Annotated in this window: 18 protein-coding genes, 1 tRNA gene and 1 pseudogene; 10 read left to right on the forward strand and 10 right to left on the reverse strand. The window is 42.6% G+C overall.

Annotated features, from left to right (window positions below):
* Nucleotides 1-162 precede the first annotated feature (162 nt).
* Nucleotides 163-252: pseudogene (locus ACWATR_RS16120) on the forward strand (IS982 family transposase); the annotation flags it as partial.
* Between the two features lie 301 nt (nucleotides 253-553).
* Here ACWATR_RS16120 and leuD read toward each other — a convergent pair.
* Together leuD and leuC are read right to left on the reverse strand one after the other, a co-directional pair.
* Nucleotides 554-1162, reverse strand: coding sequence for a 3-isopropylmalate dehydratase small subunit (gene leuD, locus ACWATR_RS16125; RefSeq protein ID WP_460334254.1), 609 nt, complete (start codon nucleotides 1160-1162; stop codon nucleotides 554-556).
* 162 nt (nucleotides 1163-1324) lie between these two features.
* Nucleotides 1325-2728: a 3-isopropylmalate dehydratase large subunit gene (gene leuC / locus ACWATR_RS16130; RefSeq protein ID WP_460334256.1), complete on the reverse strand. Its 1404-nt coding sequence runs from the start codon at nucleotides 2726-2728 to the stop codon at nucleotides 1325-1327.
* Between the two features lie 306 nt (nucleotides 2729-3034).
* Between leuC and ACWATR_RS16135 the strand changes: the two genes are divergently transcribed.
* The 4 genes from ACWATR_RS16135 to ACWATR_RS16150 all read left to right on the forward strand — a co-directional run bounded on the left by ACWATR_RS16135 (nucleotide 3035) and on the right by ACWATR_RS16150 (nucleotide 11714).
* Nucleotides 3035-4384, forward strand: a complete 1350-nt coding sequence (locus tag ACWATR_RS16135) for an ATP-binding protein (RefSeq protein WP_460334259.1) — start codon at nucleotides 3035-3037, stop codon at nucleotides 4382-4384.
* 203 nt (nucleotides 4385-4587) lie between these two features.
* Nucleotides 4588-9915: a WD40 repeat domain-containing protein gene (locus tag ACWATR_RS16140; protein WP_460334262.1), complete on the forward strand. Its 5328-nt coding sequence runs from the start codon at nucleotides 4588-4590 to the stop codon at nucleotides 9913-9915.
* Nucleotides 9916-10055: 140 nt separating this feature from the next.
* Entirely contained in the window at nucleotides 10056-10670 is a 615-nt protein-coding gene (locus ACWATR_RS16145) for a hypothetical protein (protein WP_460334265.1), read from the forward strand.
* A 288-nt stretch (nucleotides 10671-10958) separates the two neighbouring features.
* Nucleotides 10959-11714: an alpha/beta fold hydrolase gene (locus tag ACWATR_RS16150; RefSeq protein ID WP_460334268.1), complete on the forward strand. Its 756-nt coding sequence runs from the start codon at nucleotides 10959-10961 to the stop codon at nucleotides 11712-11714.
* Between the two features lie 176 nt (nucleotides 11715-11890).
* Here ACWATR_RS16150 and ACWATR_RS16155 read toward each other — a convergent pair.
* The 3 genes from ACWATR_RS16155 to ACWATR_RS16165 all read right to left on the reverse strand — a co-directional run bounded on the left by ACWATR_RS16155 (nucleotide 11891) and on the right by ACWATR_RS16165 (nucleotide 13641).
* Nucleotides 11891-11963 (reverse strand) — tRNA-Ala (locus ACWATR_RS16155).
* 65 nt (nucleotides 11964-12028) lie between these two features.
* Nucleotides 12029-12757 carry an HAD family hydrolase gene (locus ACWATR_RS16160; protein ID WP_460334272.1) on the reverse strand — a complete coding sequence of 243 codons (729 nt, stop codon included), beginning with the start codon at nucleotides 12755-12757 and terminating at the stop codon, nucleotides 12029-12031.
* Complete coding sequence (locus tag ACWATR_RS16165) at nucleotides 12754-13641, reverse strand: class I SAM-dependent methyltransferase (RefSeq protein WP_460334275.1); 888 nt, start codon at nucleotides 13639-13641, stop codon at nucleotides 12754-12756. Before ACWATR_RS16165 ends, ACWATR_RS16160 begins: the two co-directional genes overlap by 4 nt.
* A gap of 689 nt (nucleotides 13642-14330) precedes the next feature.
* On the opposite strand from ACWATR_RS16165, the gene ACWATR_RS16170 reads away from it, so the two are divergent.
* Nucleotides 14331-15512 (forward strand): RtcB family protein, encoded by a 1182-nt coding sequence (locus ACWATR_RS16170; RefSeq protein WP_460334278.1) that lies wholly within the window; start codon nucleotides 14331-14333, stop codon nucleotides 15510-15512.
* 66 nt (nucleotides 15513-15578) lie between these two features.
* The gene (locus ACWATR_RS16175; protein ID WP_460334285.1) at nucleotides 15579-15749 is read left to right on the forward strand and encodes an ATP-grasp domain-containing protein; all 171 of its coding nucleotides are present in this window, start codon (nucleotides 15579-15581) and stop codon (nucleotides 15747-15749) included.
* A 123-nt stretch (nucleotides 15750-15872) separates the two neighbouring features.
* Here ACWATR_RS16175 and ACWATR_RS16180 read toward each other — a convergent pair whose 3' ends face one another.
* Together ACWATR_RS16180 and ACWATR_RS16185 are read right to left on the reverse strand one after the other, a co-directional pair.
* Complete coding sequence (locus ACWATR_RS16180) at nucleotides 15873-16118, reverse strand: DUF4351 domain-containing protein (protein WP_460334288.1); 246 nt, start codon at nucleotides 16116-16118, stop codon at nucleotides 15873-15875.
* Between the two features lie 99 nt (nucleotides 16119-16217).
* Nucleotides 16218-17519, reverse strand: a complete 1302-nt coding sequence (locus ACWATR_RS16185) for a dihydrolipoamide acetyltransferase family protein (RefSeq protein WP_460334292.1) — start codon at nucleotides 17517-17519, stop codon at nucleotides 16218-16220.
* A gap of 135 nt (nucleotides 17520-17654) precedes the next feature.
* Here ACWATR_RS16185 and ACWATR_RS16190 point away from each other — a divergent pair, with 135 nt between their 5' ends.
* On the forward strand, nucleotides 17655-17819 hold the full coding sequence (locus ACWATR_RS16190) for a hypothetical protein (protein ID WP_460334295.1): 165 nt from the start codon (nucleotides 17655-17657) through the stop codon (nucleotides 17817-17819).
* Nucleotides 17820-17915: 96 nt separating this feature from the next.
* On the forward strand, nucleotides 17916-18437 hold the full coding sequence (locus ACWATR_RS16195) for a hypothetical protein (protein ID WP_460334297.1): 522 nt from the start codon (nucleotides 17916-17918) through the stop codon (nucleotides 18435-18437).
* A 55-nt stretch (nucleotides 18438-18492) separates the two neighbouring features.
* Here ACWATR_RS16195 and ACWATR_RS16200 read toward each other — a convergent pair whose 3' ends face one another.
* Nucleotides 18493-18942, reverse strand: a complete 450-nt coding sequence (locus ACWATR_RS16200) for a YlqD family protein (protein WP_069072569.1) — start codon at nucleotides 18940-18942, stop codon at nucleotides 18493-18495.
* 42 nt (nucleotides 18943-18984) lie between these two features.
* Nucleotides 18985-20961, reverse strand: a complete 1977-nt coding sequence (locus ACWATR_RS16205; protein WP_460334300.1) for an AMP-dependent synthetase/ligase — start codon at nucleotides 20959-20961, stop codon at nucleotides 18985-18987.
* A 251-nt stretch (nucleotides 20962-21212) separates the two neighbouring features.
* Here ACWATR_RS16205 and ACWATR_RS16210 point away from each other — a divergent pair, with 251 nt between their 5' ends.
* On the forward strand, nucleotides 21213-21458 hold the full coding sequence (locus ACWATR_RS16210; protein WP_460334303.1) for a hypothetical protein: 246 nt from the start codon (nucleotides 21213-21215) through the stop codon (nucleotides 21456-21458).
* Between the two features lie 202 nt (nucleotides 21459-21660).
* Here the strand turns inward: ACWATR_RS16210 and ACWATR_RS16215 are convergent, their stop codons facing one another.
* Nucleotides 21661-22341, reverse strand: coding sequence for a hypothetical protein (locus ACWATR_RS16215; protein WP_460334306.1), 681 nt, complete (start codon nucleotides 22339-22341; stop codon nucleotides 21661-21663).
* Nucleotides 22342-22570 lie beyond the last annotated feature (229 nt).

Here is a 22570-nt window from a genome sequence, read left to right on the forward strand (position 1 = left end):
AATAAATGACAATTTTAAATACTAATCCGTGTTCATATTGTTACTTTACTGACAAAGACTTAATTCGCCGAGCAGTATTAATAACTGAATGTTTATCTGTAAAATATAGTGAGTCTTAATACAAAGTATTTTAAAGCGCCAGCGACCAACAGCAGCTACTAAAAATCAATTCATGCTGTTACTAATAAAGGGTTTTTACTGAAGGCTGAAGCATTTATTTTTGCATTTACTCTCAAACAAGTATTTATATAATGAGTAAAATATAATACTTTAATCTGATTCTCATTCCCTGCCTAACAAGCTACGGTGTACACACAAGTCGAAAAAAGCTTGATTTTCCATTCATTGTTTTCTTGTTGATCTCGTTCCCATGCAGAGCATGGGAATGCCTGATTTAGGCGCTGCTGCCTCTAATCAGATATTGAGTCAGAGACTCAATGAGTGCATTCCCAGTCGGAGACTGGGAACGAGGAACGAGGAAATGCTTATCAAGCTAGGTTTTTAGGACTTGTGTGTACACCGTAGGCCTAACAAGGGAGGGAATGAGAGAATGTTAACTCGCGGCTAAATTGCCCCAACCGACGTAGGGTAATTTTGCAGCCGTTGCTTGAACTTGGGCAGCATTCGCCACCAACTGACCGCAAGCGTCCCAAGTTCCAGAAATAAATGTGCTTCTTGTCCCTTCACCGATCGCAACTGGGGCTGTGTAATCACCAATTTGCACTTGTAATGTTTCCAAATTTACTGTTACGGCGGCTTGAGGATTGGCAGCCACTAACTCTTGTAGTTGTTTAACAGTCACAGCATCGGCTGTCAGACAAGGTATACCCATTGCCACACAGTTACCAAAAAAGATTTCGGCAAAGCTTTCACCGATTAAAGCTTGGATTCCCCATTTTGCGATCGCTTGGGGTGCATGTTCCCGTGATGAACCACAGCCAAAGTTACGGTTGACTATTAAAATATTCGCCCCTTTGTATTGGGGTTGGTCAAAGGGATGTTCACCTTTAAGTGCTGTCCGGTCATCAATAAATGCGCCTTCGCCTAACCCATCAAAGGTAACGGCTTTCAAATATCGCGCGGGAATAATGCGATCGGTATCTATATCATTGCCCACTAAGGGTATACCGCGCCCTGAAACTGTTTTAACTTCACTCACCATAAACTTTATCTATTCTTTTAATGACAGACTGTTGAAAAAGGGACTGGGGACTGAGGGAAGTGAGGGGCAGGGGAAAAGGTTAAAGGGTAAAGGGTAAAGGGATAAATTTAACCTTTCCCCCTTACCCCTTTCCCTTTCCCCATTCCCAATGCCCCTCTAAAATTACAAGAGTTCACGCACATCAGAGACTTCGCCTTTAATTGCAGCAGTGGCGACCATTGCCGGACTCATTAGCAATGTCCGACCAGAAGAGGAACCTTGTCTTCCTTTAAAGTTGCGGTTGGAGGAAGAAGCGCTGATTTGTCTTCCTTGCAGCTTGTCGGGATTCATGGCTAGGCACATAGAACATCCCGGTTCACGCCACTCAAATCCAGCTTCCTGAAAGATTTTATCTAGTCCTTCAGCTTCCGCCTCTTCCTTCACCCGTTCAGAACCAGGGACAACAAAAGCTTTGATTCCCTCGGCAACGTGGCGACCTTTGGCGATTTTCGCCGCTTCTCGCAAATCACTAATTCTGCCGTTGGTGCAACTCCCAATAAAGCAGACATCTATTTTAGTGCCCTTGATGGGTTGACCAGGATATAAATCCATGTAACGGTAAGCTTCTTCGGCAATAAATCGGTCTTCTTCTAGCAGTTCTTCTGGTTGAGGTACTGACTGGTTGACGCCGATACCTTGACCGGGAGTAATCCCCCAGGTGACGGTAGGAGAAATTTCCGCAGCATCGAATACAACCACATCATCATACTGGGCATCAGCATCGCTCTTGATGGAATCCCACCAAGCCACTGCTTGATCCCAATCTGCATCTTTGGGAGCAAAATCTCTACCTTTGAGGTAATCGTAGGTGACTTGATCGGGATTGACGTAGCCGCAACGCGCACCGCCTTCGATCGCCATATTGCAGACAGTCATCCTCTCTTCCATATTCATTTGCTCAAATGTCGTACCTGCAAATTCGTAGCCATAACCCACACCACCTTTCACGCCAAGGGTGCGGATGATATGCAGGATGACATCTTTGGCGTAAACTCCAGGGTTGAGAGTGCCGTTAACTTCAATTTTGCGGACTTTCAATTTTGAGAGTGCTAGGGTTTGGGAAGCGAGAACATCCCGGACTTGACTAGTACCGATACCAAATGCGATCGCACCAAATGCCCCATGACTGGAAGTGTGGCTATCTCCACAAGCGATCGTCATACCTGGTTGGGTCAGCCCAAGTTCTGGAGCGATGACGTGAACTATACCCTGGCTCCCAGAACCAATATTGTAAAAAGTTATGTTATTTTCTTGACAGTTATTTTCGAGCGCCTGGATCATTTCCTCTGCCAAGCTATCGACAAAGGGACGCGCCTGGTTTTCTGTGGGCACAATATGATCAACCGTGGCAACGGTACGCTGTGGAAACAGTACTTTTAGACCCCTCTCGCGTAACATAGCAAAGGCCTGGGGACTGGTGACTTCATGAATTAGGTGAAGCCCGATAAATAGTTGTGTCAGCCCTGAGGGAAGTGTACCAACGGTGTGTAAGTCCCAAACTTTGTCAAACAGGGTACCTTTGCTCATACGTCAATCAGTATTTAAAGAGTCCGGTCTTAAATAGTATCAAAAAATAGTCTAGGTTTTGGCAGATCGCTGAATATTAGTTGCAGCTTTGGGTAAGGTCGTGGGGAATTGAGGGGGGAAATTTAAACGCAGAGGCACGCTGAGGTAAGCGCTGAGGTACGCAGAGAATTTGCGATCTAAATCAATCGCCTTTGTGGCAGTAAATGCGAAAATTCTCCGAAAGATTGAGATGCAAAGATGTAAATAACTTTATCCTTTTCCACAAGGATATGTTAAGACAAGACGAGATAATTGCAATACCAGGTTATGCCCATAGATTTACGGGAATTTTATCAGGCTAGCGATCCCAGCAGAACTCTGTTTGTCAACAATAGCTCTGATGGCAAGTATTACATCGATTTTTCCTCGGTACGAGGTGGTGATATTCTTGGCAAGCTGAAGCAGAAAATTACTTTTTTTAAGCCAAATGAACCCACTTGCACTTTATTTACTGGGCATATTGGTTGTGGGAAATCGACAGAATTATTAAGGTTACAGGCAGAACTGGAAAAGTTAGGCTTCCATGTGGTCTATTTTGAGTCTAGTGACGACTTGGAAATGACCGATGTCGATATTGCTGATGTGTTGCTAGCGATCGCTCGGCGGGTGAGTCAAAGTCTGGATAAAATTACCCTAGAGGAACCCAACAAGTTTAATGAGTTGCTCCAAGGTGCTTGGAAGGTCTTAAACTCCGAGGTGACGGCGGGAAAAGTGAAGCTTCCAGTACTTGGTGATGTTGGTTTATCGGCAGATAAAGATAAGTTTTCTCTGTCTGTGGGCATTGGGGAAATCACCGCGAAGATGAAAAATGACCCAACGCTGCGAGAAAAACTCAATCAGTATTTAGCACCGCAGAAAACTAAACTGCTGGAAGCGATTAATCAAGAATTATTGGAACCTGCGATCGCTAAACTCAAACAGCAAGGTAAAAATGGTCTGGTGGTAATTGTCGATAATCTTGACCGCATAGATAATCGTGCCAAACCTTGGGGTCGTCCGCAGCAAGAATATTTATTTGTCGATCAGGGTGAGTTTTTGACGAAGCTGAATTGTCATCTCATCTACACCATGCCTTTGTCTTTGAAGTTTTCCAACGATTACGGAATGCTAACTCAGCGTTTCCCAGAAGATCCCAAGGTGTTACCAATGGTACCTGTGCAATGGTCTGATGGCAGTGTTCATACACAGGGAATGGCACTCATGCAGCAGATGGTACTAGCTAGAGCTTTTCCTGACTTGACACCAGAGGAGCGTTTAACTAAAGTTACCGAAATTTTTGATAGTGCTGCTAGCCTAGAACGCTTATGTAAAATGAGCGGTGGTCATGTGCGAGATGTGCTGAGGCTGCTGAATACCTGGATTATGGAAGAAATGAGTCTTCCCCTAACCGGTGCAACTTTCGAGCAAGTGATTCGTTCTCGGCGGAATGAAATAACATTGCCGATTTCTGAGGATGAGTGGCAATTGTTACGTCACGTCAAGGAAAGGAAAAAGGTGAGTGATGATCACGGATATCAAAAATTGATTCGCAGTCGCTTTGTCTTTGAATATCGGGATGGTGGCGAGTCTTGGTTTGATGTTAATCCGGTTTTGGCTGAGGCGAGGGAGTTGCAGTAAGGTATTTTTCGCTTATCCACTCACCCGCCTGGGAATAAATTCCGAGGCTAATAGCTAAAGTCCTCTCAAGAGGACTAATAATTCTTTCCAGTCCACTTTAGTGGACTTCAGCTATTAGCCTTGTACTTGAGTGCAAGGCGGGATATGTTGACTCAACGTCAAAACATATAGTAAAAATTCGCACCTGAAAAGCACATCAACTTATGGCAGACTCGCAATCACCAGAAGATGACCATGTAAACAACGAGCGCTCTCTGAAACAATTAGCTTGGGCGATTGAATCCTCCGTGGGACAGTTTAAGCTGATTTTGGCACGGTGTAATTATGCTAGCTTGCGCGATCGCTTAATCTCTAAATTGCGGGAAATTTGCCAAGTCGAAATTCGTATCTTGGCGGTGCAGCAATCTAACAGAACTCTTTATACTGCGATTCAGGAAGAATTTGGCGCAGAAATGCCAGCCTGTGTGATGGTTGTGGGTTTGGAATCAGTGCAGAATTTGTCTGTGATGTTAACTTCTGCTAATCAGGTGCGGGAAGAGTTTCGCAAGAATTTTGCTTTTCCCTTAGTGTTATGGATTGACGATGAAATCTACAAGCAACTAATCCAGCTTGCACCAGATTTGGAAAGTTGGGCAACTACGAGAGACTTTGTCATATCAACACAGGAATTAGTAGATTTTATCATCGAAACGGCTAATCAATGGTTTAGTAATAACTTAAAATCTAGCGTAGATGTATATATTAAGCTAGAAAATGAATTAGAAGCGGCACAAAGATATTTACTTAATCAGCCAGACATTTATAATTTAGAAATTCAAGCTAATTTAGAATCTTTAATCGGTTTTGTCAAACAGATAAATAATCATAAAGATTCGGCTGTAGAGCATTATCAGAAAGCTTATAAGCTCTGGCAGCAAAGTCAGAATTTAGAACATCAGGTAAAAATCCTCGGTGAAATTGGCTTTTGCTATTATCTCAAAGCTTTTAAACATCAAGATATCAATCATCCAGATTGGCAAGCAACTTGGCATTATGTCCAAGAATATATAAATTTTATCAGCCGATTGAGAAGTCCAGATTTAATTGCTAATTCAGTAGTTAAGTTTGGTGATATCTTGCGAGACTTGCAAAAGTGGGAAACCTTGCAGAGTCTTTCCGAACAAGCTTTAACAATCCATCAAAATAACAACCAGCCAAGGGAATTAGCCAAGGATTACGGTTTTTTAGCTGAGGTGGCTTTGGCTCAAAAAAACTGGTTAAAAGCAAATCAGCTTGTTCAGCAAGCCTTAAAAGTTTTTTCTGCGATTCCCAATCTGGAATCAGCAAATATATCAGGGAGTTTATCTGATATTTCCGAAAGAGGTTTCAACTCAAAAGATTTAAGCTTATACCAGTTTATCTTAGGTCGTTCTCAATATTATTTAGGTCAAATCAAAGAGGCGACTATCAGCTTAGAAACTGCTAGCAATGTGGGTAATCCCCTAGAAGATATCAGGATTTACTTGGATATTCTCAGGTTTTTGCAGCAGCTTTATTTTGAGCAAAAAGAATACCTTAAAGCATACAAAATCAAACAGCAGTGGCGTTCCATTGAACAACAATTTGGCTTGCGGGCTTTTATTGGTGCGGGTAGGTTAGAAGCGACAAAACAGGCATTTGTCGAGACATTGCGCTCAAACTCTCCCCAAGGAAATATCGCCCCAGAAATTGCTGCATCTGGTCGCTTATTGGATGTAGAACGTTTAATAGAACGCATGGGTCGCCCTGATTATAAGCTGATAGTAATTCATGGGCAATCGGGTGTAGGCAAAAGTTCCCTGGTAAATGCGGGATTAGTGCCAGCTTTAAAGAATAAAGCGATCGGTACTCAAGATTATTTGCCGGTGGTAATGCGCGTTTACACCAACTGGTTGGAAGAGTTGGGAAAGCTTTTGGGAAGAGATGAGGGAGATGAGAGAGAGTTAGAAGGTCAACTTCCACCCTCAGAAGGTCAACTTCCACCCTCAGAAGGTCAACTTTCACCCTCAGAAGGTCAACTTTCACCCTCAGAAGGTCAACGTCGAGCCTCAGAAGGTCAACGTCGAGCCTCAGAAGGTCAACGTCGAGCCTCAGAAGGTCAACTTCCACCCTCAGAAGGTCAACTTCCACCCTCAGAAGGTCAACGTCGAGCCTCTGAAGGTCAACTTCCACCCTCAGAAGGTCAACGTCGAGCCTCTGAACTCGGAACTCCGCAATATTTGATATCCAAACTCAAAGAAAACGAACAGCACAACCTCCGCACAGTGCTAATTTTTGATCAATTTGAGGAATTTTTCTTTGTTTACACCGAACCAGCCCAAAGAAAGCAATTCTTTGAGTTTCTGGGAGAGTGTCTGAATGTTCTATCAGTGAAAGTCATCTTATCGCTGCGGGTAGATTACATCCATTACTTGCTAGAGTGCAATGATTTGTCCAGTCTCAAGATTATTGGCAATGACATTCTCAGTAATAATGTGCTTTACAAGTTGGGGAACTTCTCACCTGCTGATACAAAGTCAATTATTCAGCGTTTAACTGAAAATACTAGCTTTCGTTTGGAACCTGCTTTAGTTGAACAAATGGTGCTGGATTTAGCCGGAGAATTGGGTGAAGTTCGTCCCATTGAGTTGCAGGTTGTAGGGGCGCAACTGCAAACGGAGAATATTACAACTCTGGCAGAATATCAGCAACGCGGCACTAAGGGAGAATTAGTTAAGCGTTATTTGGATGAAGTTGTTAATGATTGCGGTGAAGAAAATCACCAAGCAGCAGACATATTACTGTATTTGCTGACTGATGAAAAAGGAACTCGCCCTCTGAAGACTCGCGCTGAGTTGGAACGCGATTTGATGCCGTATTTCTCCGAGATCCCCCCAACTCCCCTTAAAAAGGGGGGCTTTAGTCTTTCAACCCCCTTTTTAAGGCGATCGCCGCAAGCGGGAGGATCAGAAGCCAGAGTGGAACAAGCTTCTGAAATCAGTAAATTAGATTTGATTTTAGAAATTTTTGTCCAATCCGGCTTAGTGGTTTTGCTACCAGAAAACCCAGCCGACCGTTATCAACTGGTACATGACTACATCGCCGCCTTTATCCGTCAGCAACAAGAACCGAAGTTAAAGCAGGTAATGGCGGAACTGGAAAAGGAACGAGAACAAAGAAAACTGAGTGAAGCGAAACTGAATAACTTTCTCAAACGCGCCCTTTTTAGTTCCATCTCCGCAGGTTTAGGATTTGCTGGATTGGCAGTGCTAACATTCCAGTGGACAGTAGAGGCAAATGTTCAGCTAATTAACGCCATCAATAATTCTTCTGAAGCCTTTGCTGTCTCTGGAAAACATCTAGATGCTCTAATAACAGCATTAAGGGCAAGTAACAAACTCAAGCATACAATTTGGGCACAGCACAGAAGCGATACCCGAATACAAACTTCGGCAACTTTACAGCAAGCGGTTTATTTAAAGCCAAATGAGCCTAAAGAAAATCGTGCGATCGAGGTTAATACTTTAGAAGGTCATAGCAAAGGCGTTAATAGCGTCGCCTACAGCCCCAATGGACAACAGTTAGCTTCTGCTAGTTATGACAAGACGATCAAAATCTGGAATGTCAGCAGTGGTCAACTCCTCAAAACCTTGACTGGTCATAGCAGTTGGGTCTATAGCGTCGCCTACAGCCCCAATAGACAACAGTTAGCTTCTGCAAGTGATGACAAGACAATCAAAATCTGGGATGTCAGCAGTGGTCAACTCCTCAAAACCCTGACTGGTCATAGCGATAGAGTCTATAGCATCGCCTATAGCACTAATGGACAACAGTTAGCTTCTGCTAGTAGGGACAAGACGATCAAAATCTGGGATGTCAGCAGTGGTCAACTCCTCAAAACCCTGACTGGTCATAGCAGTTCGGTTATTAGCGTCGCCTACAGTTCCAATGGACAACAGTTAGCTTCTGCTAGTGTTGACAAGACGATCAAAATCTGGGATGTTAGCAGTGGTCAACTCCTCAAAACCCTGGCTGGTCATAGTGATAGGGTTTTTAGCGTCGCCTACAGCCCCAATGGACAACAATTAGCTTCTGCTAGTAGGGACAAGACGATCAAAATCTGGGATGTCAGCAGTGGTCAACTCCTCAAAACCCTTACTGGTCATAGCGATGTGGTCTATAGCGTGGTCTACAGCCCTAATGGACAACAGTTAGCTTCTGCTAGTGTTGACAACAACATCAACATCTGGGATGTCACCAGTGGCAAACTCCTCAAAACCCTGACTGGTCATAGCGATGTGGTCTATAGCGTGGTCTACAGCCCTAATGGACAACAGTTAGCTTCTGCTAGTGTTGACAACAACATCAACATTTGGGATGTCAGCAGTGGTCAATTCCCCAAAACCCTGGCTGGTCATAGCAGTGGGGTCTTTGGCATCGCCTACAGCCCCAATGGACAACAGTTAGCTTCTGCTAGTGTTGACAAGACGATTAAAATCTGGGATGTCAGCAGTGGTCGACTCCTCAAAACCCTGACTGGTCATAGCAGTTCGGTTATTAGCGTCGCGTACAGCCCCAATGGACAACAGTTAGCTTCTGCTAGTGTTGACAAGACGATCAAAATCTGGGATGTCAGCAGTGGTCGACTCCTCAAAACCCTCACTAGTCATAGGGATAGGGTCAATAGGGTTGCCTACAGCCTCAATGGACAACAGTTAGCTTCTGCTAGTTGGGACAAGACGATCAAAATCTGGGATGTCAGCAGTGGTCAACTCCTCAAAACTCTGACTGGTCATAGCAGTGAGGTCTTTAGCGTCGCCTACAGCCCCAATGGACAACAGTTAGCTTCTGCTAGTTTTGACAAGACGATCAAAATTTGGAATGTCAACAGTGGTCAACTCCTCAAAACCCTGACTGGTCATAGCAGTGGGGTCTTTAGCGTTGTGTATAGCCCCAATGGACAACAGTTAGCTTCTGCTAGTAGGGACTACACCATCACAATCTGGGATGTCAGCAGCGAGCAACTCCTCAAAACCCTGACTGGTCATAGCGAAGAGGTCTTTAACATCGCCTACAGCCCCAATGGACAACAGTTAGCTTCTGCTAGTGCTGACAACACGATCAAAATCTGGGATGTCAGCAGTGGTCAACTCCTGAAAACCCTGACTGGTCATAGCAGTGAGGTCAATAGCCTCGCCTACAGCCCTAATGGACAACAGTTAGCTTCTGCTAGTGCTGACAAAACAATAATTTTATGGGATTTAGATTTCGAGCATTTATTACTTAGTGGTTGCAAGTTGCTAAATAATTACCTCATAGCCCATCCAGAAGTGTTAGAAGAGTTGGAATCATGCCAAACTCCATTTAGGTTAGCGCAAGGGGCGACAGTATTAGTCATCCAAGGTGAGAAGTTAGCGCGAAATGATGATATTAATGGCGCTGTTGAAAAGTTTGGCAAAGCACAGCAGTGGGATAATAAATTAAAGTTTGATTCCCAGGCGAGAGCGAAAGAGTTGGCAAATAAAGCTAAGTAAGACCTAACCCCCAGCCCCTTCCCTGCTAGCGTTGGGGAGTAAGATTCAAAGCCTCTCTCCTTTTAGGAGAGAGGTTTTGAGAGAGGTCAAAGGTGTTGCTTCCATTCGATAACTGCTATAAATAATCACAAGGTGGAAGGATGGCATACAGCGATTTTAGTCTCGCTAAGGTGAAAAAGAGTTTTGATTTAACACTCGATGAAACTCAGAATTTATTTGTTGATACAAAACCTATTACACCATCAGAAACTCTCAGAACGATTTTAATAGATTACATTCCTTTAGCAACTGCAATTTCAACCGAAAAAGCCAGGTCAGAGTTTTTAATTGCACCAATCCTCGCAGAAGTCAGACGATTATTAAATAATAAAATATCACTGTTCTCTGGAAATGAATTTAATGTTGATGCAACTCAAGGCTTGCAAGGTTTTTGTGATTACATCATCAGCAATTCCCAAGAACAATTATTTCTTTCTGCTCCGGTAATGTTTATTTTTGAAGCGAAAAAAGAAGATATTATCGGCGGTCTGGGTCAATGTGTAGCGGCAATGATTGCAGCGCAACTGTTCAATCAAAATCAAGGCAATGAAGTTGGGCGAATTTACGGCTCGGTTACTAGTGGAACGAACTGGAAGTTTTTATTTTTAGAAGGGACGACTGTTTATATAGATTCGACTGAGTATTATATTAAAGAAGTTGATAAACTTTTAGGTATTTTATTGCAACCTTTTCAGCCTATTTTAACTACTGCTTGAATATATTACAGGTGCTAATGTAACTTGCCTGGTCAAGTTTTAAAATTTGCTAAAAAATAAGATAAGTTAAACAACCCGTTCACCATTCAGTATCTAGGCATAAATAAATTTAAAGTTTGTAGTGAGTTAGCGCGGTCTTGGGGGTTTCCCCCATGAGCGACTAACGAACCCGAAGGGTAAGGACTTTAGTCATGATAATCCTTGCTCTGAGCGATAAATCGCTCACTACAAACTAGGAGTTTATTTTATATTTAATTATGTCTACCAACTTACCATTATTCAATTGATATGAGTCTATTTTGTCTAGTTCACGGTGCTTTCCAAGCCACTTGGTGTTGGGATTTGCTAATTCCATACTTAGAAACACAGGGTCACAAAACCGTAGCAATGGATTTGCCAATTGAAAATGCATCTGCTACTTTGTCCCAACTTGCGAATGCAGTAATTCAAGCGCTGCCAAAAACTGATCCAAAAACTGATGATGATATTGTGCTAGTCGGTCACTCAATGGCTGGTACTATAATTCCCTTGGTTGCAGAAGCGGTAAAAGTGCGTCAACTAGTGTTTGTGGCTGCGCTGCTTCCATATCCTGGAGTCAGTACACTCGACCAATTTTCTCATCGTCTTGATTCTGATACGCTCAAATCATTCAATTACCAGCCAAAAGACCCAAGTAAACTCGAACAGTTCTATGATGAGCCTGATATGTATGAACCAGCTTCCGTAGGCAAAGATTATTCAGACGAAGCAGTATTAAGGGATTTTTTCTTTCATGATTGTCAACCAGATGTAACACAGTGGGCAATCTCGAAAAGCCGTCCGCAACAATCTATGGCATATATATTTGAAACGAATCCTTTAAAAGCTTTGCCGCATGTTGAGCGTAAATATATTGTTTGTAGGAACGATCGCATAATATCTCCTACATGGTCGCGCTACGCTGCACGCAAGCGCTTAGGAGTTGATGCCATTGAGCTACCTTCTGGACATTGCCCACATCTGTCTCGTCCTGACCTTCTTGCCTCAATATTAACTAGTAATTAATTTTTTGATCCATATTTTAGGAAATTAACCGAACCGTATTAAGTGTGAACAAGGGAATATCTTTAAAACAATTCGCAATTATGTTTTGTAACGGGGATTTAACCCCGACACAAAACGTGCTGCCTATCTTGCTGGGGACTCAAACCCCCAAAGTTTGTTGAATTAGCGAATGTACATGGAGAATAACGGATTTGAACCGATGGCCTCTGCGGTGCGATCGCAGCGCTCTACCAACTGAGCTAATTCCCCTTGATCGGTATCAAGTCAAGAGTAATATCACTCTTTAACTCAATCCACTATCACCATAGAGTATTCTAACACTCAGTTACCGATGGCTGAGGCTCTTTTTGGGAATAAACCTTTTGCACCCGTTCCAGTTCCAAATCGCTGAGATAATCAACAGTCCAGTTACAGCAGCGCTGGAGCATGTGGAATGGATAAGTATTTGCTACACCAACAACTTGCATTTGCGATCGCTTCGCCGCCTCGATACCAGCTGGAGTATCTTCAATTGCCAGACACTCGTGTGGTTGAAGATTCAATTCCGGATATTCTTTATTTAGGTGTTTTACTGCCAGTAGATAGCCATCGGGTTCTGGTTTACTGGTGGTGATGTCATCACCGGCGACGATAATTTTAAAATGCTCGGCTAGTTTAGCCCTATTAAGTACCAATTCTATTTCTTGGCGAATAGCACCACTGACTAAACCTAATTTCAGATTCCGCGATCGCACTTGAAATATTAAGTCTTCTACACCTGAATATAAAGGCAGTTTCTCTATTTTCTCTAGTTCCACCACATAGGCTTGGGCTTTGCGGTACAACAACTGAGTTAAATAGCTTTCGTTAGCGACTCTACCACGATTCGCGAGTAGTTGCTGAAAACAAGCGCGATCGCTACGTCCTAAAGAAGCTTGACGCTCACTCACCTTTTGGGGTTGGAGATTTTCTTCAATGAGAATCTCATCTATCAGTTGCAGATGGATTGGCTCATCGTTAATGATCACACCATTAAAATCAAAAAGAACTGCCTTTAAACTCATGCCATTATGCCAAACGCTGGAGATCCAAGTCCCTCCAAATCCTTATTATCTACTGATGTGGGAGTATAATGACGGACATTTTCGGTTTTGATTGGTTTAACGCCACTAGTTACCTGATTTATCCACCATACATCCTGCGATCGCACTGCTTCAAATCCGACTGCACCCATATTCGCATCTATACTACTAGCAGCATATTCACGAATATATGGCTCCTCAAAAACATCATTGAGCCATTCTAGCTGACGCAGAGTCTTCTGATTGCCATCTAGAATCAATACTTGCCCTCCAGTTACCAGCAACCGGAAGCTTTCCCGCAAAATTGCTAGTGACACCGCGTTTGGTGTTTCGTGGAATAACAAAGAAGCTGTTACTAAGTCAAAAGAAGCATCCCTCAAACCAGTTTTTTCAGCATTTCCATGTCGCCAGACTATATCTAAACCGGCATTTCTAGCTTTATCTTCTGCCCTTACCAGCATATAGGGTGATAAATCTAAACCAATAACTTCTGCTTGGGGGAAAGCCTGTTTTAACATTAAAGTCGTGGAACCTGTGCCGCAACCTAAATCAAGTATGCGTCGTGGTTTCACCTTGACGGCATCAACTAAAGCTTGACGGACAATACTTTCATTCGGTGGCAGAACATATTGGGTAATCGGATCGTAAGTAACTGCTGCACTGGAATTGAGATATCCACCTGTAACACCGTGAAAATTTTGACTACTGTAGTACGCCGGAATTATCACATCATCTCGTCGATAGCGATCGCTCTCTTTCTCCCAGTCAATACTATCAGCGTAACGCCGTAAGCCGTCTTCATCAATCAAAAGACGCACTACAGGGGATAAAAAACGTTCCCAGATTGTATCTTGACGCACTGCCATATTGTGTCAGAACTTTAAAAGTTTACTTAAGTAAAGTAATTTTATTTACAAATTTTAATACATTTATGAAACATCTGCTTTCTGTCTGTGGTATCGGCTTGACGCTTGTAATTATTTTAGTTACACTTATAATACAAAGAAGCTACTCTCTAAAAGTTAGTTCTTCAGCTTCACGAAAATTGAGCGAACAAAATGAAAGACAATATAACATTTAAATTGCTACAACTAACTAGTACAGCACGGCGTAAATAAACCACCCATTTTAAATGTCTGAAACCCTTGCAAACAATTAATTACGAATTACGTTAGCGCAGCGTTAGCGACGCAGGAGCGTCATTACGAATTCCGCCTTGCGGTACTAGTAGTATGTCAATTTGAAATCGATGCCTTACAACAAACCCACAGAACTTATTTCAAAAACCAAATACTAGTCCTATCGATAATAAGTTATAAGTCATACCGATACTTATCAGTGACATCCTCACCGACCTAAAGGCGCGGTGATTCTGGAGTAATGAGTAATAAATAATAAGTAATGAGTAAATACCCATTTTTCATCCACTCATTACTCCAGAATCATTACTTTAAAGCATTGCGTGAAGCACAGGGCTTCAGACCCAATTCTTTGGTGACATAGACCCAATCGAAAATCTAAAATTCAAAATCCAAAATCCAAAATAGAAATAATTATGCCCTACGAAAAGTTAGAAATTACCACACCAGCACCCGTATTATCTTGGGCAAATCACTCCTTGGGGCCAGAAGAAACCAAGATGGCAAAGAATGTGGCATCGCTACCATTTGTATTTAAGCATCTGGCATTAATGCCAGATGTTCACTTAGGAAAAGGTGCTTTAGTAGGTTCTGTAATTGCAACAAAAGAAGCGATTATACCAGCAGCTGTTGGTGTGGATATTGGTTGTGGAATGAGCGCTATCAAAACATCATTTACCGCCGAACAACTAGAAGGTAAACTGAAGAAAATTCGCCTGGATATTGAAGCAGCAATTCCGACTGGATTCAACGAAAATAAAGATATTGAAAAATCTGTCACCAACTGGCAACACTGGGAAGATTTTAAAGACTTGCATCGCGGCGTGCAAGACCTACAAAGTAAAGCAATGAAACAGATGGGTTCTCTCGGTGGAGGAAATCACTTTATTGAAGTGTGCCTCGATACAGAGAATCAAGTTTGGCTGATGCTGCATTCTGGTTCGCGTAACATTGGCAATAAACTCGCCCAGTGTCATATTCACACAGCTAGGGAATTAGCAAAAATGGCAGGTAATAAATTGCCTGACCCAGATTTGGCTCATTTTGTCGCTGGTACGCCAGAATTCAAGGCATATTGGCACGATTTGCAATGGTCACAAAACTATGCGCGTGTCAACCGCGATGTGATGATGGCGCGTTTTAAGCACATAGTTGAGAAGCATTTAGTCGGTGGGAAGGCAGCTAAACCTTTATTGCAGGTTAATTGTCATCACAATTACGCCGAAAAAGAAGTGCATTTTGACGAGGATGTTTACGTTACTCGTAAAGGTGCAGTCCGCGCCCAAACTGAAGATTATGGGATTATTCCTGGTTCGATGGGAGCAAAGTCTTTCATCGTTAAGGGTAAAGGTAATGCTCATAGCTTCTGTTCTTGTTCCCACGGTGCAGGGCGTTTGATGTCTAGAAATAAGGCAAAAAATGTCTACACACTTGATGATTTAATAGAGCAAACAAATGGTGTAGAATGCCGCAAAGATGAGGGTGTGTTAGATGAAATTCCTGGTGCTTATAAACCAATAGAACAAGTTATGGCAAATCAAGCTGATTTGGTTGAGGTTGTAGCAACACTCAAGCAAGTTCTTTGTGTGAAAGGATAAGTTTGTTGGGTGGGTAATGCCCACCTTTTTTATTTTTTTAAACGCAAAGGGACGCAAGTATTAAAGTTGGCAATCCTAGCTTCGGAACGTCTTGGTGTTCCTTATATAGCAATTGATATCGGGCAATTAGAAAGTGGAGAATGGATAGTGATAGAAACAGCCGATGCACAATTTGCGGGTCTGAGTCACATTCCTGCACTTGAATTGTGGAATAAGTTGAAAGATATATACTATTGACAGTTTATTGGCAGAATTAAAAGCAGAGTATCGTCAAAAAATTGAAGCAAAAGCAAACGAGCAAGGAGCTTGGTACGAAAATCTGACTTTTTTTGTAACTGGTAGAAAGGTTTAAAGCAAACTCTAACTCTCTATTGTATTTAGCCAATTCATTAAATCAGCCTCACTGGCAAAATCTAATAATACTTCACCTAAGTCTTCTAACTGAGTCAAGGACAACTCTTGCAACCGAGATTCTAACTGAGAATTAATTGAACCAAGCCGACTAGTTAATAGACGTATCACTAGCCTTAGTTCTGATTGTCTTCCTTTTGGAGAGAAACTAATGTAGAGACGTGATATAGCCACACCTTTACATAGTTTGTCCATAAAAAATTTAAGTGTAGCTATTATTTATTGTTAGCGCTACTCTACGAAAACTGCTGTTCACTGATAGCGCTAACATTTAAATTGGGTGTCTTTTCAAAACTACAGTGTCAAAGATTGAGGATTTGTCTCAATCAATTTCGCTAAATCTTGCAAGAACGCCGCAGCATGGGCACCGTAAATAATCCGGTGGTCAGAAGTAATATTGACTTGCATTTGTTGGCGCACGCCAAATAAACCGTCGGGTGTTGCTACCACTTGCGGACGGGATGCCCCGATCGCTAAAATTGAACCTTGCCCAGGTGGCAAAATTGCATCAAACTTGTCTACACCAAACATTCCCAAGTTAGACAGGGTAAAAGTACCACTGTTGTATTCTTGAGGCTGTAGTTGTTTTGCCCTCGCACGTTCTACCAAAGACTTCCAAGTACGCGATAGAGAATAAATATCCACTGCATCTGCATTTTGCAGCACAGGTGTAATTAATCCGCCATCATCCATAGCGACTGCTACTGAAATGTTGATATCAGAATGATAAACAATACCCTGGTCTGAGTAGCTAGCATTCAAAAGTGGATGTTTTTGCAACGTTACCGCTACAGCTTTCGCCAGTAGGGCTGTCATTGTTACGCCTTTGGATTTAATTTGTTTATAAAGTTTGTCTAACCCATCGGTGGTAATTGTATAACCGACACGGAAAACGGGCACGGATATGGTGGCTACCATGTTCCGCACTACGGCATTTTGGAAGGTAGTTAGAGGCACGGTTTGACCAGGAACAGCCGCTACCACTGGCGCGGGTGCTGGTGTGCGAGTTGCTGGGGGTGCAGATGGGGCACTGGTTGGTACGGGTGCGGGTGGGGCAACTGGGGCAGGGGCGGGTTGCTTGCCCTTATTGGACAATGCTTCTACATCCTCGGCGACAATGCGACCGTAGGGGCCACTGCCTTGGAGTGTAGTTAAATCAACTTTGAGTTCTTTGGCTAACTTGCGGGCGCGGGGTGAAGCTACAAGCCTTCCTTCTTTGTGGTTAGACCCGTTTTGAGAGGCTAAGGCAGGTGTTGCAGCTGAGGCTGTGACGGGGATTGGTTCAGGGGATGAGGTAGCACTAGCCGCTGCGCCGCCGGAATTGGCAAGAGATTTAGCCTGTTCAATTTCAGCTTCCGTTTCGGCGATGAAGGCGATCGCAGATCCTACCGGGGCAGTTTCACCAGCTTCAACTATGATATGGGCAAGAAATCCCTCATAGAAGGTTTCTACATCCATATCTGCCTTATCTGACTCTACAACCACCACTGTTTCGCCTTTCTCCACTTTGTCACCTGGCGATTTCACCCAGGAGACGATTTTGCCTTCGGTCATGGTAGAACTCAGAGCCGGCATAAATACTTCGTGAATGCTCATAGGGTGGCTTGGGAATCAATGGTTTATGGACTTTAACAGCTTTTATCAGATCGAATTGTATCTTGGCGGGAGAGTTTTGGACTGTTTATATTTTAGGTTGGGCATGGGGCATTGGGCATTGGGAACTAATGACTAATGACTAAGGAACCTAAATATGGCTTAGAGGTCTATAGTACAGAGCTATCCTCAATGGTTGGCCAATATCTCGATGTTGTTTTAGTCGTGACTTGCAAAAACCACCACGAGTTTCTCACAGTTCACATGCGATTGCTATTTATATTCCTCATAACCACTGCTTAAGATACAGGAGCTTTTCACAAGTAGAGGATATAAGGTGAAGTTCCATCTCGAATTCAAAATTGGTAATAAACCTATTTGAAATTCTTGTTTACTTATATGTCGGCAAAGTTAAAATTCTTTTTGATTGTGATACTTGGTATCTTTGCCACTGCTGGCGCTGGAGTTTATATTACCCAGCGCCAGGCATCTGTACCGATTGTTGAGACTAGTAACGAACAAGCCCAGCAGGTGGGAGCAATACATCAGTCTCAAGAAGTTGTGGCATATTTAGACCGTTCCGATTATAAAACTATACCTCTAGAAAAGATCAACTCATCTCTCCAAGGTAGTGATCCTGCTACCCTCGCCCTGAACGCTTTTGAGGACATAGCATCAGTGGGAGGAACACGAAAGGTAGAAGTAGCTTATCCGCAACGAAATCAGGCCTTAGTGACTATTACACAAATCAAACAGGGTGATGATTCAGTTGGTATTAAATATCGAGTTGAGATGACCACCTTTGGGCGATCGCTTTTTATCAGTTCACCCCCAGTCTGGCAAATTGTTTGGGCTGGCTCCCAGAGAGAATGTTGGGCTGGAAGCCGCTCCCAAACAAAGTTAAATCACATCTGTGATTAGTCATTGGTCATTGGTCACAAAACAAATGACAACGGACAAATGACAAATGACAAATTTAAATGTCGCCGCGAATTTCTTCTACAACGCCATCGCGCAGAACGATTTCGACCTGCATTTTGCTAATCAGGTTATCACCGGTTTCTACCCGGAAAAAGCCTTCCATTTGGAATTGGTTGACTTCCTGATCTTGCTGGAGAAACTGTACTTGCTGGAGGTTTTGCAGCAATTGATTTTTCTGCTCTAGAAATTCACTTTTCTTTTGATTGACTTGGAGTTGGATATTGTCAATTTGTTGGAGGGTCTGGGGGCCTGGTGGTTGCAGACTCTGCTTTTGAATTGCCGCGATCGCTCTTTGTCCTTCAACGTCTAGCTGTTGTAGTTGCTGATCAAGTTGATTGATCTGCGTTTGCAGCTGCTGTTGTACTTCCTCTTTCCAGAGGGGAGTCACAATGACTTTGACGTTAACGACGCGTTTCAGAAGCAAATTAGACTTGGAGACATCCATAAATATTTCACGTTCACTCTTTACAGTTAGCAGGTGGAATCATCAGGCAAACATGCCGTCAATAATATCGCGATAGCGTTCCGTGACGACATGTCGGCGAACTTTCAGTGTTTGTGTCATCAAGCCATTTTCGATGGAAAACGGTTCCAGGATGAGTTTGAATGTCCCGATGCGGTCATCCGGTCGATAGCCTGGACGATTTTGGACTTCCCGATTCAATTCTTGGCGAAATAAATCCTGGATCATTCTACTCTCGAAGTCAATTTTTTGACTATCTGAGGAAGTTACCTGATCATTGGGCGTATCCAGTATCAAATTCTGACTGACTGCCCATTTTTCTAAGGCTTCGACATTGGGGACAATTAAGGCTCCCAGGCTGCGCTGATCTTGGCCGACGAGCATAATCTGATCGATGTATGGCGATCGCAAACACGCATCTTCGATCGGCTGTGGCTCGATGTTTTCGCCGTTAGTCAATACAATCGTATCCTTTGCCCTGCCAGTCAGCACCAAGTCATCTTGTGGTGTCAGCCAACCCAAATCGCCGCTATCAAACCAACCTTCAGCGTCAATTGCTTTCGCCGTCGCTTGCGGATTTTGGTAATAGCCTTGCATAATCTGCGGCCCCTTCAACAATACCAAGCCTCGCTTTTCTATTGGCAAAGGCGCTTTTGTCTCAGGATCGACGATTTTAGCTTCTGTAGCCGGGAGTGGTAGTCCTGATGCACCAATTAAATTTCGCCAAGGACGCCGCACATGGGTAACAGGAGAGGTTTCTGTCAAGCCGTAGCCTTGCAAAATCTGCACACCAATAATTTCAAAGAAGTTATCTATGTGTCTGGGAAGGGCACCGCCGCCGCTAATCATCTGCTTAACTCGTCCTCCAGTGGCTTCTCGCACCTTGGCATAAACCAGTCGTTCTCCCAAGGCATGGAGGGGTAATAAAGCAGCTGCAATTATCCTAGCTGCTAATCGTTCGATGCCTGAAGCATGAAGATTATTTAAATCCAATCCCTGAGCAACTCGCCGCGCTCTAATATATTTTTCGCTCATGCCCAATAAAAATTTAATTAGGCGTTGCTTTTTGGCTGGTTGTTCACGGAACTGCTTTTGCACTCCTTCGTAAATCGATTCCCACAGGCGGGGTACACCGACCATGTAGTTGGGTTTAAATTGTCTCAAATCCCCTTTTACGGAGCGTAAGTTAGTATAAACTTGCGTGCAACCTTGAGAAAGTAGGTAATATTCAACAGTCCGTTCGTAGCTATGCCACGAAGGCAGGATACTAAGAACCATATCACCCGCGTTTGGTTGCAATACTGTCCCAAAAGTTATCACTTGGTGCATCAAGTTGTTATAAGACAGCATTACACCCTTGGGTTTACCCGTAGTACCAGAGGTGTAAATTAGAGTTGCTAGGGCGTCACGATTTTGCTTGACTGGCACGAAATTATGATTTAACCCAATTTCGAGCAACTGAGAAAAGTTTATTACCTTTAGGGTTTCGCCTGTAGGTGGTGCTTCATCGGAAAGTAAGATTACTACTTGAATTGGTAAATCGTTGAGGCGGTCTTGTAGTTTTTTAAGTGTTTTTAAATCCTCAACTACGATCGCTGTACTGCCGCTATTCGCAATAATAAACAGCAGTTCTTCCTTTTCCGCTTGGGAGCTACGCACCGCATCAACTCCGCCAGCAGTCATTATGCCTTGATCGGCAATAAACCAGCGAGGACTGTTGTCAGCAATTAGGGAAATGCGATCGCCTACTTTTACTCCCAACGCTTGTAACCCAGCAGCAAATAGTCGCATTTGCTCTGCTAACTGGGTATAAGTAATCACTACTTCTGGTTTAGCATGAGGGTTGTGAAGGGCGACAATATTACCAAATTGTTGAGCTGCCAAAGGCCAAATTTCTGGCAGCGATTCCACATTTGTGTAATCTACCACCCGCTTTAATGCTTGGCGTTCTCGTTCACTAATGTTAGATAAAAAAGAAGACGCGGTTTGGGTTTTTGACATAACACCTTACCTAAGTATCGTAAACTGATTATTTTCCAACTTATTTTGTTATTACGCTACAATATTCATCCTTATTATTTACATTCCCTTCTGTGTATGATAATTCCAGGAATTCCACGTTTATATTTACAAAAGTTTATGGTAAAGTTAATTTACATAGAGTGAATGCAATAGATTGTGTTTGCATCTAAGAACAGCGATGTCTACGACGGGCTACGCCTACGCCTATTTTTCACAGGAGATGATTACCTATGAATTTTATAGACACAATACTGCTAACGTTGCTCAATATTGCTGCTTGCATAGTATTACCTAAAATTTTAGCTATCCTTTCGGCTGAGAAAACCAAACTTACTGAAGCGTTGCCGAATGGTTCCCAATTACAAACAGCCAAAATCGAACTTACCAGTTTTCCTTATTGTACAGCTTACCCAGTAACAGGTAGTCAATTTTGTAAATTCAGTCCTGATTTCTGTGCCAAGTGTTCTCCGAATTGATGGACTGTTTGCCAAGAGAAACTACTCATACAAATCTGTAATGTTTTCAACTTTTGCATCAAATTTTTTATCCAGGGGGTAGTCAGCCAGTACCGACTTTGGTGTGGCTTCAATTGAGCTTCTTCTAATAATCTTCCCACATGGCGAACTTCCGAGTCGAAACACCAATTTATCGGCAGGCAAATTTCTAGATCGCAGACTACTATCGATATTCTTTTTCTGGTACTCTAAAAGCTGCATATTTCCATTCATTACCTTCTAAATATTCAATTTTAAACTCTCCTTTAGTCACTAAACTAATATCTTTCAGTTGTACTATCGCATTTTCTCCCAATAAAACACACTCAGAGTTGCTAGTGGGAGGTTGATTTGGTGTTGTATTTATTTGATTAATAACTTTACGCTGCAATTCTTGATACTGTTGCTCTGTTATTAATTTAGAATCGTATAACTTTTTTATATCTCTTAGTTGGTTTTCTATATTTGAGCCACCTTGATTTGACACGTTATCTACTTGACAAGAATCTGGCTTAAAAGCAATTTTTCTAACAGGATGATCCCACCATTTAGAAACCTGAGTTAACCAATTAGTTGTTCTTGTTGTATGTACTACTTTTACTTGATTATCAGTTATTTCTAAACGAACCCAATCAGTGGATCTTTTTTGAATCAAACCAGCAAATCCCCAAGACAAAACACTTCCTACTGAAACCCCAGAATCTGCTAGACGAAGCTTTATAACTCTAGGTTCTATAGCTTGTCCTATTTTAATTGGAGCCAAAGCTATAGAGTTAATATTATTAACAAGGAAAGTAGGATTCTTTTCTGTCGCCGTGGAAGGCTTTACTCCTGTAGAATTTGTAATCAATACTGCTACTAGCAAAATGCTAACTCTCTTGCTCATGCTTCTTATTATTTGTTCTACTGAAAAACGTGTAAATTAATAGACTATAGTAATTAATTTCAGGTTGTCAAGAAAATAATATTTAAGATTAGCCCTGTCAAGATGGATAACAATAACCTCTTATCTCTGTGTTTTCTATATCTCTGTGGTTAAATTAATGACTAATTCGCCGTATAGCCACAGAGAAGCCAGTGTGTTGCGGTGAGTT

Source organism: Nostoc sp. UIC 10890 (assembly GCF_054786515.1).